Below are 13,084 nucleotides of genomic sequence, written 5' to 3'. Positions count from 1 at the left end.
CCTAAAACCTGTTAAGTCAACCATTCAACTATGAAGCATTATAACATTTGAACGGATTAGTTCAACACATCTTTTTTCGTAAATACCGCAAAGGATACGAAGATCGACAGCAAGACCCAGACGCATAAGACCGTCAGTGAGAACGGTAAATTCATGCCTTCGATCGGAGGAAGCCCTCCGGTCAAATACTTCGTCAGGTCCAGATTCACCATAAAAAAGTACTTCGCCGTCTCCCATGAGGATACCATATTCGTCAAGATCGTGCCTGATATAAGAACGGCCAGCATGACCCCCATCCCCGCTGCCGTGGAGCGTACAAGCACCGACACCATCATCGTCATCAGCGCTACCGATACGGCGGCGAACCAAACAAGGCCAAGCTCCAGCAGCAGATAGAACCACTGATCCACCACACGCACCCGGGAAAAATCAACGTCCGTCCCCGTTACCGAAAAGCCGATCAGCCTCGGCAGATCCCATCCCCCGTATCCGAAGAACAGACCCGATATGAGATAGCTGAGCAGGGCTGTCGCAACGACAATCACGGAAGAAAACAGCACCAGACAGATCAGCTTGCTAAGCAGCACCCTTCGCCTTGGGACCGGACGCGTCAGCAGCAGCTTGATCGTACCGCTTGTATGCTCGCCCGAAACGATATCCGCTGCGATGACCATCACCATCAGGGGGATAAACAGACCGACCGCATTCTGGATAAATTCTACTGTAAAGGTTACCCCGTTCGGCGACGCGGGATTCACATCTTTATCCAGATAGTACTGGGCGATCTTGACCTCGACCTGAACGCGCTGCTTCCATTCATCCGGCAGCCTTGCGCTGCCCAGCCTTCTTGTGTAATCGGCGATCTTCTGACGCTGCTCCGCTCTCCAGTCCGTTGTGCCGAACTGCTTCAGCGTATTTTGCGATACCTTCATCTGCGCATAGGTAAACATCGGAATGATCGCCGCGAGGATGAGCAGGACGACGAGCAGACGTTTCTTCTTAATCATTTTAATGCTCTCATTCATCACCAGGCTGTACAAGCTAGCCAATTCGCTCACCCTCCGTCAGCAGCAAAAATAAGTCCTCCAGGGTAGGGTTCTTCCGCTCGATCCCATGCAGCTCTACCCCGGCCTCCACCAGCTGCCGCGACAGCAGCGGTATCGCTTCGTCCGTCAGCTGTGTGACGATGCGCGCCGTGGTCATCCCATCCAAGCCAGGCGCCTCATCCACCGACATGCCTTGCCCCTGCGCATACGGAAAAGCTTGCAGAACCTGCAGCGCTTTCTCCGGCGGGCTGACGGTCCATACGACCGTCGTCTGGCTATGGTCCACGAGCGCATCCACCTCGCCTACCTGGATTACCTCGCCGCGGCTGATGATCGCTACCCGGTCGCACAGCTGCTGGATCTCGCTAAGCAGATGGCTGGAGACAAACAGACTGAGCCCGGTTTCGGACAGCTTGCGGATAAACTCGCGCAGCTCCTTGATCCCTTGCGGGTCGAGGCCATTGGTCGGCTCGTCCAGGATCAGCAGCTTAGGATCGTTCAGCAGCGCCTGCGCGATGCCCAGCCGCTGCCTCATCCCGAGCGAATACGTCTTGACCCGGTCATGAATGCGCCCATCCATCCCGACAATTTCCACGACCTCGCGAATCCGTCGCTCGCCCACGCCAGGTAGCATTCGGGCGAACTGCTCCAGATTTTCCCAACCGGTCAAATACGGATACAGCTCCGGATTTTCAACGATACAGCCCACGTATTGCAGCGCCTCTTCATGCTGCTTAAATACGTTATATCCGCAAATATGAATGGAGCCCTCCGTCGGAGCAATGAGTCCGACGAGCATGCGGATCGTAGTCGTTTTGCCTGAACCGTTGGGCCCCAGGAAACCGAAAATTTCGCCTGCCCGCACATCGAACGAGATCCCTTTAATGATCAAGCGCTTGCCGATTTTCTTCTTCACGCCCTCGACCGATAGGACGATCTCGGCGTCCCTGCCCTTCTTTGCCGCTTGTTCCATGCCGCTCTCTCCTTACGTCTAATCGACTATTCCAAGATTTTCGCAATCCGGTCGGCTATACGCTCGTAGCCCTGCTGGTTCGGATGGAAGTGATCCGTGTACAAAAATCGCGTCCCCTGCAGCTCGAATAAGTCATAGGTCGGCACGATTGTGATGTTCGGATAGCGGCTGGCTATGTCGAAGGCAGCCGTATTCCAGCGCTGAACGATGGGTGCTCCTGCCCGGTTCTGATCCAGATCCAGGAACGGATGATACAGTCCGATATATAAAATACGGGCATTCGGATTAGCCTTGCTGACCTTATCGAATAGCTCCTCCAACCGCTTGGACGCTTCGGGAATGCGGTCCGCCGCCGCTTGAGGATTGAAGCCTTCTCCGAACTCGATGCCGCCCGGGCTTTGCTGCGGCTGTTCGCCCTGCGTCCCTGGCGCAGCGCCCGGCCGGGCCTGCTGTCCGGGAACGGTCGCTCCCCCGTCAGTGTCTTGTCCCTGACCAAACAAACCGGCTCCGCCCAGGAACAAATCATTGCCCCCCGCAGTCAGAAGTACGAGCTCCGCCTCGCTTATGGATTTCGCAATGTCCGGCTTCGCTTCCCAGTCCTTAAGCAAATCGGTCGTCCGGTAACCCGGAATAGCAAAATTATTATAGACGAATACCGGCTTGCCGAGCTGCTTCTCCAGCTTGTCCCGAACTCCGCGGACATAGCCTTTGCCTGTAAGATCGCCTGTTCCTGCCGTCAGCGAGTCTCCCCACGCGACGATTCGGATCTGTTCTTTCCCTGTCCAGTCGAGGCCGGCTTGCGCCCCTGCGCTTGCACCGTTATTCCCCGGAGCTTCCGTCCCCTGACCCGGAGCCGCACCTGGAGCCGTTACTTCGGCACCGGAGTCGAAGGAGCCCGCCTGCGGATACATAATCTGATTTACGGCATAAGCGAAGCCGCCCGCGCAAATTACCGTTGATACGACAGCCCCAAGTCCAACCGTACGCCATAACCAGCGTGTTGAGCTCATCTCCCGTCCCCCTGTTCCCGTTATCCCATCCTGCTGCTTGCTATACTTTTTAGAGTAGCGGTTCAGTAGACGATTTGCAAATTCCGTGCAGATCTAGAGGAAGCAAGGGGCTGCGGAACACGAAGCTGCCAAAAAAGACGTTCCCGGATATTCCGCCGAAAACGCCTTGGATAAGAAGGTTGTCCGATTCGATGAAGCGTCTCCCGTCTACGCGGTTGAGCTTCAGCTCGAATGGCTGCTTTTGCTCAAGTATTTGAGCGGGTTTTGCTGAGCCCCGTCCTGAATAATTTCGAAATGCAAATGAATGCCGGTCGAATTGCCGGTGCTGCCCATAACTCCGATTTTCTCTCCTTTGGCAACCGCATCGCCTTCCTTGACATCTATTTTGCTCAAATGCCCGTATAACGTTTCATATCCGTTCTTGTGATCGATGATGATGCAGTTGCCGTAGCCGCTTTTCCAGCCGGCAAAGGATACGGAGCCGCTATCCGAAGCCAGAATCCCCTTCTGCTCAGATACAAAGTCGGTGCCCTTATGCGTTTTGCCCCAACGAAGCCCGAATTGGCTTGATACTTCCCCGCGAAGCACAGGCATCGCGAATTGGCCCGAGCCTGCGCCGGGCGTTTTTTTAGTGCCTTGCTTCACAACCGTCTGCACAGGCGCCTGCAGCAGCTCCTCAGCCACCGCCCGTTCTTCCGTTAATTCGCCATTGATGTGTACGGATTGGATCGTTACCTTTTTCAACCCGGGCTTGCCCTGCGAGACAATTTGAATAACGCCCGTTTTCAGCGTGTCGTCCTTTTCATAAACGACCCCGCTGGGCACCTTGGATTGCTCCGTTCTAAGCTCGGTCATTTTCACCGTCAGTAATGGCTGTTGAACGGTGAGCTGCAGCTGTTGTCCGATGCGGATAAAATCCCCCTTTACCTGCGGGTTATTCGCGCGCAGCGTCTGGAGAGGAATTTGGTGCTTCAGCGCAATGACCGACAAGCAGTCCCCCGCTTGTACGGTATAAGTAAGGCTCTGCCCTTTCCCCGCCAAAATCCGCTTCAATACGGCGGAAGACGATTCGATTTGGCCGGGCTGAGCGATGGTTTCAATCAGTTGGACCTCCTGGACAAAGGCAGTCGTGACCTTCCGGTTTGCCTCTGCAGCCATATGGTCGTTCAAAGACAAGATGTGTACCCCTTTGCGCTTCCCTTCTTCCTCCTTGAGGGGGGGTGCATCAGGTGACGCGTCCGCCACTCCGGACGTATAGGGAGCTTTGATATGCTCCAGCAGCTCAGCCGCAGTTCCCGTATCCTTGACGAACCCGATCGTGGCGCCGTCAATCCGTATTTCTGTCGCGTATAAATAATAAACGGCATTGCGGCTCAGTACAGCGAGTACCGCATCGTCGTCAATCGTGCCGCCGGTATGGGGGCTATCAACGAAATGAAGGCTCTCCAAGTTGGAAGTAACCCTCATCGACGTATATTGGCGTTCCAGCTCCCTGTATTTTTCCATTTTCCACTTTTTCACCACATCCGGGTCGCTTACTGTACCGAGCAGCTGATCATCCAGAAAAACATCGAAGCGGCTGGCGACTTGAGCCTTGACGAACCAGCGTCCCGTCAACACGACAGCGGCAATGACAGCAAAGGCCGTAACCCATTGAATGGTTCCTAACGTTTTTCCCCATCTGCGTGAAGGTATCCTCAACGTTATCTCCCCCCTGATTGCGTTTTTGCTGACTGGCCGACTGGCTGACTGACCGTATTCCCGGTCGATGATCCTAACTGGCAACGCCCTTCTCCAGTATATGACGGCGCGTTCCCGATAAGACAATAATAAGCAAAAAACAACCCCCGATAGCCCGAAAATCGAGGCCAATCAGGGGTTTCTTTACCTTCATTCGGTTATTTGACGCTTAGCCCGTCTCCTGTAAAAAACGGTACTGCGCCTGAATCAAGCCATAGTAAACGCCTTGTCTCGCGATCAATTCCTCGTGGCTGCCCTGCTCCTTAATTTCGCCATGATCCAAAACGACGATTTGATCGGCATGGCGGATCGTCGACAGTCTGTGAGCGATGATGAAGGAGGTACGGCCGGCCAGCAGCGTCTGCAGCGCCTCTTGGATTTTCACTTCCGTCTCGGTATCTATGCTTGCGGTCGCTTCATCCAAAATCAAGACTTGAGGGTCGGCCAACAGCGCCCTAGCGAACGAAAGCAACTGGCGCTGCCCCATGGACAGCACATTCCCCCGCTCCTGTACCTCCGTGTCGTAGCCAAGCGGCAGATCGACGATAAATTCGTGGGCGCGCACGGCTTTGGCCGCGGCTTCCACTTCTTCATCCGTCGCGTCGAGTCGCCCGAACCGGATATTATCGCGAATCGTCCCGGAGAAAATAAACGTATCCTGCAGCACGATACCGATCTGGGAGCGCAGACTGTGCAGGGTCACATCGCGAATGTCATGCCCGTCGATCCGTATACGGCCTGCCGTCACGTCATAGAACCGGCAGAGCAGGTTGATGATCGTGCTTTTGCCAGAGCCGGTATGACCGACAAGTGCGATGGACGATCCCGCTTTGACGCTCAGGTTGATCTGCTTCAGCGCATGACGTCCCGGCTCGTATTCGAACTCGATTCCCTCAAATTCGATATTGCCTTCGATGGCCGGCAAACGGCGGGCATCCGGGCGTTCCGCCACATTCGGCTGCTCGTCGATAAATTCAAAGATGCGCTCCGACGAGGCCATAGCGATCAGCATCTGCGAGTACATTTGTCCAAGCCGGTTAATCGGCTCCCAGAACTGGCTGATATAAGCGCCGAACGCAACCAGAATGCCGACCGTGATCTCTCCCTTCATGACGAGATAGGAGCCGAACAAGAAGAGGATGAAATACCCGATCGCTCCCGTCACCTCGATAATCGGGTTAAAGGATTGGTTCAAGGTCGAAGCCCGGTTCCACGCACGTTGGTTATCCTGGTTCATATCCTCAAAGAAAGCCATGTTCGCTTTCTCCTGGGTATAGGCTTGAGTGACCTTGATCCCCTGAATACACTCATTCAAGTGCGAGTTGATCCGCGATGTCTTCAGCTGCACGACCTGCCACGCTCTGCGGATATGCAAACGTACCTTCGTCGATACGAGGAACATGATCGGAACCGTTATCATGATCGCCAAGCCGAGCTTCCAGTTGTAAATCAGCAGAATAGCGATGATACCGATCAGTTGTACACAATCGATCATCAGATTGACGACGCCGTTCGTCAGCAAATCCTGAAGAGAGTTCACATAATTGGTGATGCGAACCAGGATCGCTCCGGCAGGACGCTTATCGAAAAAGCGGAACGAAAGCTGCTGAATATGGCTGAACAAATCGTCGCGCAAATCGTAAATCACGCGTTGTCCGATCATATTCGTGTAGCGGATGCGATAATTGTTGGCTAACCACTGCACGATGTACAGCCCCAGCATGCCGAGCACGATATACCCGAGCTGCGCGCTGTTTTTGTCCTTGATCGCATGGTCGATGGCATAGGCAAGCAACAGCGGGTTCAGCAGCTTCGTAATGGCTCCGACGACCATCATGACCAGAATAATCGGCACCATTTGCTTCGCATACGGCTTCATGTACTTTCCGACCCGGCGGACCTGGACCCAGTCGAAGCCCTTGTCCATATCTTCGTCGTCCTGATAGACGAACCTGGATCTTACTTTCTCTTCGGCTTCTGCCGACGAGCCTTTATTGGTATGGGATGACGAGCTCACGTGACCAGTCCCCTCCGTTTCGTATACGAGCTGGCAGCCGCGGATTCCCGCTGCGTCTGCTGCTCTTCCTCCGCTGCCTGCTGGACATGGCCTCCGCCGTAGGAGGGCTTTCCGATCGAAGCGGGCTCTGCGTCAAGCGACAGCACCGGCTGGTCGGAGAACTGGATATTGTACGTATCCAGATAGGGGCCAGGCACCTTCATGAGCTGCTCATGAGTGCCCCGCTGTACGACCTTCCCATGGTCCAGGACGATGATCTCATCGGCATGCTTAAGCGATGAAATCCGGTGAGCGATGATGAACGTAGTCCGGTCCTTCATCACTTCCTGAAAGCCCTGTTGAATCTCGTGCTCGGTTTCCATATCGACAGCGCTCGTAGCGTCATCCAGAATCAAAATCTTGGGATTCAGCAGCAAGGCTCTGGCGATCGCAATCCGCTGCTTCTGACCGCCTGAGAGACCAAGTCCGCGCTCTCCGACAACGGTGTCATACCCAAGAGGCAGCTCCATGATGAAGTCATGCGCCTTGGACAGACGCGCCGCCTGCTCGATCTGCTCCTGGGTAACATCCTCTACCCCATACGCGATATTGTTGCGGATCGTCGAGGAAAAGAGGAACGTTTCCTGAAAGACAACCGCCATTTGACTCCTCAAGCTTTCCAGCGTGACGTCGCGAATATCCTGGCCATCCAGCGTGATACGTCCCTGCTTCGCCTGATAGGCGCGGAACAACAATTGAATGATCGTAGATTTGCCCGAGCCTGTTCCGCCAAGCAGACCGATAACGGAACCCGCCGGAGCGTCGAGGTTGAAATCTTCGACAGCCGCCTTCTGCGACTCGCCGTAGGCGAATGTAACCCCTTCGAAGCGGACATGGCCCTGAACCTTTTCCGGATCGAGCACTCGCGCATGTTCTTTATTTTTCACATGAACATATTGATGCAGGATTTCCAGCAAACGCTCGCCGGCCGCTTTCGACTGGGTGAAGTTATTGATATGAAAGCCGATGCCCCACATGGGCTGAATAATATAACCGACGAGGCTATAGAAGGCAACCAGCTCGCCGAGCGTGACGATTTCGTTAATCGCCATCCAGCCGCCTGCACCGAGCAGAAGGACAATGCTGAGATTCGCGAACAATTCCATTAAGGGGAAAAACTTGGCCCATATGCCCGAGGTTATCACGTTATTGTCCTTGTAGTCCGTGTTCCGCTCCGCGAATTTCTCGATTTCATGCGGCTCGCGGGCAAATGATTTGACGGTTCTGACGCCCGTAATATTTTCCTGCACGGTAGTCGTCATGGTGCTCATCGATTTCCGGATCAGGCGGAAAGCCGGATGAATGCGTCCCTCAAAGCGGATCGCCGTGAATACGAGGAAGGGCATGGCCGCCAGCGTAATCAGCGTTAGCTGCCAATTGATGGACAGCATCATGAGCATCCCGAAGGTGAACATCATAAACACGTTCAGAATTTGAACGAAGCCAAAGCCGACAAAATCCCGAACCGCCTGCAAATCGGCTGTCAGTCTCGACATGAGGTCGCCGGTCCTGGCCTTGTCGTAATACTGAAAAGACAAGAATTGCAGCTTGCGATAGAGCGCTTCACGCAGATTATATGCCGTCTGATTGCCCAGCTTGGCACTGAAGGAGCCGTGGAGGAACTGGAAGGTTGCCTTCAAGGCCATGACTGCGAATACCGAGACCGCAAGCAGCGGCACTTCCTCGTAGCGTTCGTTGGCAATGACATTGTCGATCAAGTAACGGAACAGATTGGGGTAGACAAGCCCTAGTCCTGTAACCGTCATCAAACAAAGTATCGAAATAAAAAAGTACCTTCGCTCCGACCAGTAATACTCTCTAAGCTGATTAAACACATGCATCTTGCTTGCTCCTCCTCCCGGACGTCCGCCCGCTGTATCCATCAGGCAAGGGTAGGATCGTCCTTTGCAGCCGTCGATTTTTGGTAAGCCTCTGAAGCCTGCTTGTTTTTTTGCGTTAAAGCACTAAAGCATGAGGCGATTTGGACAGCTCGAATAACCTGCACAGACCCATGCTTTTCTCCAGCTTGCTGCACAGCCTCACGTTCTTCTAATGGGCTTTCGGGATCCCCTTCCTTTCCGAATGTGTGACAATTTTCGTAAGTTTTTAGTTATTGTATGGAGTTTACCATCTACTCTAGCACAGGGCAACAGGGTTCCTATGCATAAACTTGCTTATGTAGGGGAAAATCCCCGTATCTCGAGATTTAGTGAACTGTACCCATCTTTTTCGTCCGTTTAAGACCGTTTCAGTCCATTGTAAGCCCTTTCACGAATTCTTCCTTTTTTGCTTATACCCGTTTACGACTTCGCTTCTTTATCGAAAAATTAGGCCTCCCGGCAGCGATGCATAGGGAGAGCGCCCCCGATCATTCCTATCCGAATGATGAGTCCAGGCGCAAACGCACACCACCGGAATCAAGCACCCAAAAGAGGCGGTCACGCAGATTCGTTGTCTGCGCGCCGCCACTCTGAGCTTATCGTGGATCAGCTTATCGTTATAATCAGGATGAGACCAGGAAACGGAGCAGGCGACTGTGCTTCTCCTGCATGGCTTGCATATCCAGCTTCATATCGAGCGCCTCCAGCTGCCCGGCTACATGCTCCTCCAGATCGGCCGTCCACTGTCCGGCGAGAGCAGCCACGACCCGGCGCAGCTGATCGGCATAGGCGGCCTCCAGTTGGGCGGCCTGCGCCTCCGTGAAGCGGGTCATCGGCTCGACCAGCTTCGCTTCCAGATCACGTCTCAGCTGGGATTTGCCCTCACCTTCGTAGAACTGCTTCGTATTCTTGAAATAGGAAGCGAGCCACTTGGCCTGAATCTCGTCGGCCTCCAGTATCTCATGCAGATCGGGAGTCGAGAGCTTGAACGCTTCAAAGCCCGAGGGCTCGAACGACGGGATGTCCTCGCGCAGCCTCGACGTCCACACGTCTACCGCCTGCTTAGCCATTCGGTTGATCTTGTTCTCGACGCGCAGCGTTGTAGCGAGAATTTCCTGGGACAGATCGAAGGAGATCATCCGTCTCAGGTCCTCCCAGGCAGATTGCAGCACAGTTTTGGTATCCCGCGGGTCATCGTTGAACAGTGAAGGGTTAAAGGCAACGTTGAACAGCTCACCGAACCGGTATGTCGCACGCTGCTTCACATAATACAGGAGCTCCTGTATTTCCTTTGACAGCTCGGTCGTATCGGCTTCGCCGGAAGCCCGCTCCAAGCGGTTTACGCCCGCTTGCAAGGCGATTCGAAGCGCAGCGCTCTGCTCCCCGCGCACGGCTGCATCCGAGCGCGCGCCCTCGATCCATCGCTGGAGCGTCTCTGCCGCACGCCTAATATCCGATTGTCCGGCCTGCACGGCCATATCCGTCAGCTCGTCGAAGGTGAATCGGATAAAGTCCCGCTCGAAGGCGGAGATGCCCGACTGCACGGTCAATGCTTCGTCGCGCATTTGCTTCCCTTCCAGCGCATAATAGCTCGACAACGGATATATTCTTGGATGCCGGATTCCATGCTGCAGCAGGTTGCTTTCTACGTGACCGACAACGCCCTCAAGCTCCTCGGCAGAGGAAGCCAGATCGGCCGCATTGACGATGAAGAACATTTTATCGAGCTCGAAGCTTTCCTTCACCCGGCCGAGCTGAAGCAGAAACTGCTTATCGGCATGGGAGAAGGCATGGTTGTAGTAAGTGACAAACAAGATCGCATCCGCATTCTTGATATAGTCGAAAGCGACCCCGGTATGCCGCGCATTAATCGAATCGGCTCCCGGCGTATCGACAAGTACAATGCCCTGCTCGGTCAAGGGATTTGTATAATAGAGCTCGATCAGCTCAACGAAGCAGGATTTCGCTTCCTCGGCGGCATAAGCGCCGAACTCCTCGGCCGTGATCTTCAGATCCTGCCCGAGCAGCCCATTCATCGCGTCCCAGCCCTGCAGCACAGCCCGCAGGAAGGCGTAATGCGGCTTGCCCTTACCCGGGATGCGGTCGGCCTCCAGGCCTGCAATCGCTTGAAGCGCCTGCTCCATCGTCTCCGCTTTGGCGCCCAGCGCCTCCAGCGAGTAGATCACATCGTCGACAAGCCGCTCGCGGCTCTTCATCCGCACCTTGGCGGTCCCGTGAGGCCAGCCGGCTTCCGGCTCCGGCGGCATGATCTTATTGATCGCCGCTGTCGTCGGGTTCGGCGATACTGGCAAGACGCGTTCGCCGATCAGCGCGTTGGCGAACGATGACTTGCCCGCGCTGAACGCGCCGAACAGCGCGATGGTAAAGCGATTGCCGCTGAGGCGCTCCGCCTTCTCCAGCAAGGAGCGGCGAACCGATCGCAGCGCGGACAGGCTGCTAAGCTCCTCCGCCGCGGCTTGCAGCCGCGCAGCCGTCTCGCGCAGCCTGTCGCGGTGACCGCCGGCGGCGAGCGTCTGCGCGCCATCGCCGGCTGCGGCCGCGTCAGCGGCCAGCCAGGCCAGCGCCGGCGCGGCCGCTGCCGGCTGCGGCTGCCCGGCAGCGACTGCCGCTGCCCGGGGCGCCGCCTCCGGCGAAGGCAGCTCGGGCGCCGCGCTCACCGGCAGCGGCGCCAGCAGCGCCTCGCGGTATGCGGCGTCGGCCTGCTCCAGCCGCTCGAGCTCGCGGAACGCCACGAGCCGCGTCTCCAGCTCGGCCAGTTGAGCGGCCAGCTCCTCGCATTTCATGCGGAGCGCTGCGTCCAGCTCAGCAGTTAGCTCCTCGACCGCAGCGACCGCCCGCTTCCGATAAGCGGATTTGAGCTCCGCCGCAATTTGCCGGGAATAGGTAAGCGTGTATTCGCCTCCAAAGACAGCAGCTTCATTAACCTGTGAGGCCAGCCACTCGGGTGTAATCTCAAATACAATGGCACCGGCAGCCTCGTTAAGGCGCTCAGGCGGTAAGCCATGACCTTCCAGCCGCAGCTTGACGGTTTGCTGCACATGCCGTGCGATCTGCGTCTGTGCCTGAGAGGCTATATCCTTGGTTAGCGCCTGGAGCCGTTGTTCGCGCTCGGCAGCCGTCTTGGCAGCCGCTCCAAGCCAGCCGACCTTGAAGCCCGGCCTGCGGCTGTCGAGATAAGCGTTCGCCAGATCGCGCGTCGAGGCGGGCGTCACGTTCGCATTGTCCAGCAGCGCGTTCAGTTCACCCCGCAGCTGCGTCATCAGCTGAGCCGGCAGCGCCTCCAGCCTGCGCAGCTCGCCGCTCGCTTCGGCGTATTCCGCCTGGGCCGAGCCGGACGCCTCGTCCTCGGCGAGCCTCGTACGCAGCGCTTCCTTGGCCGGTTCGCCGTCCTCTTCCAGCTTGGCGGCATGCGCCAAAGCCAGCGCCCGGGCCGACTTCTCCAGGCTCTGACGGACCAGTTCCTCACGACGCTCGATTAAGCCGGCGAATAACCAATCCAGCTTATCCCATTCGCTGGCAGGATGGTCCGGCATCTTCACGGATGTGTACAGAATGCCGTCCGGGCGGACCCCCCAGCTGGCAAACGCTTCTTTCACTCCCGCTTTGTACGCTTCGAGCGCAACCTCCTGCTCTCTATGCTTATCGATCATGTTGACGATCAAGTAAAGAGGTTTGCCCCACTCCACCATTTTCTTAGTAAACCCGAGATTGACCTCGGACAGCACATGATTGTAATCCATGACATAGAAGACGACATCAGCTAGATGCAGCGCGGATTCCGTAGACAATTGATGCGCATCGTCAGTCGAATCGATCCCCGGAGTGTCGAGCAGTGCGGCCCGGTCTTGAAGCATCGGGATCGGATAGGTGATATCGATAGTCTCTACCGCTTCTCCGTTGCGGCAGTGCTCCGCCAGCTGCTCGAGCGGCACATGCTCCGATCGCGCCTGCCCATCCTCCGCTTTACGATGATACCAGACCGTCGCACCGGGTTCTCCGCTGGCGATACTGACGATGTTCGCACTCGTAGGAATGGGACTTGACGGCAGCAGCTGGTGTCCGCACAGCCGATTGATCAAACTGGACTTGCCTGCCGAGAAGTGGCCGCAGAAGGCCATATTGAGCCGCCCGCTCCGGGCTTTTTCCAGCAATTGCGCTACCTTATCCGCATGATCCCAATCGCCGGCTTCGATCATACGATCCCGCAATTCGCGAATAACCTCTGTCGTGGAGGAATTCCCTCCCTCCCCGCCGTGCGGCTGCGGCGGTTCCCATGTTGACGTAAGCATGCTTTTCATCCTTCTCCTCTACCTGCCCTCTATCTCTCATTCATTGACGATTTGCTCCATAAAAGAAAA

General features: G+C 55.9%; 7 protein-coding genes. All 7 read right to left on the bottom strand.

Annotated features, from left to right (window positions below):
* Positions 1-56: 56 nt before the first annotated feature.
* The gene (locus GSF01_RS09225) at positions 57-1,049 is read right to left on the bottom strand and encodes an ABC transporter permease (protein ID WP_159883122.1); all 993 of its coding nucleotides are present in this window, start codon (positions 1,047-1,049) and stop codon (positions 57-59) included.
* A complete protein-coding gene (locus GSF01_RS09220) occupies positions 1,042-2,019 on the bottom strand; it encodes an ABC transporter ATP-binding protein (RefSeq protein WP_159883120.1) in 978 nt (325 codons plus the stop codon). Before GSF01_RS09220 ends, GSF01_RS09225 begins: the two co-directional genes overlap by 8 nt.
* 26 nt (positions 2,020-2,045) lie before the next feature.
* Positions 2,046-3,029: a GDSL-type esterase/lipase family protein gene (locus tag GSF01_RS09215; protein WP_159883118.1), complete on the bottom strand. Its 984-nt coding sequence runs from the start codon at positions 3,027-3,029 to the stop codon at positions 2,046-2,048.
* 222 nt (positions 3,030-3,251) lie between these two features.
* Positions 3,252-4,730 carry a M23 family metallopeptidase gene (locus GSF01_RS09210; protein ID WP_159883116.1) on the bottom strand — a complete coding sequence of 493 codons (1,479 nt, stop codon included), beginning with the start codon at positions 4,728-4,730 and terminating at the stop codon, positions 3,252-3,254.
* Positions 4,731-4,938: 208 nt separating this feature from the next.
* Positions 4,939-6,786: an ABC transporter ATP-binding protein gene (locus GSF01_RS09205; protein ID WP_235941372.1), complete on the bottom strand. Its 1,848-nt coding sequence runs from the start codon at positions 6,784-6,786 to the stop codon at positions 4,939-4,941.
* Positions 6,783-8,666 carry an ABC transporter ATP-binding protein gene (locus tag GSF01_RS09200; protein WP_159883113.1) on the bottom strand — a complete coding sequence of 628 codons (1,884 nt, stop codon included), beginning with the start codon at positions 8,664-8,666 and terminating at the stop codon, positions 6,783-6,785. The genes GSF01_RS09205 and GSF01_RS09200 overlap by 4 nt, the downstream gene beginning before the upstream one ends.
* A gap of 662 nt (positions 8,667-9,328) precedes the next feature.
* On the bottom strand, positions 9,329-13,015 hold the full coding sequence (locus GSF01_RS09195; protein ID WP_235941371.1) for a dynamin family protein: 3,687 nt from the start codon (positions 13,013-13,015) through the stop codon (positions 9,329-9,331).
* Positions 13,016-13,084: the final 69 nt, after the last annotated feature.

The sequence above is a fragment of the Paenibacillus puerhi genome, from assembly GCF_009846885.1.
GTDB lineage: Bacteria > Bacillota > Bacilli > Paenibacillales > NBRC-103111 > Paenibacillus_G > Paenibacillus_G puerhi.
Note: the sequence above shows the minus strand (reverse complement) of the source record. Positions and strands in the feature narration are given on the sequence as shown.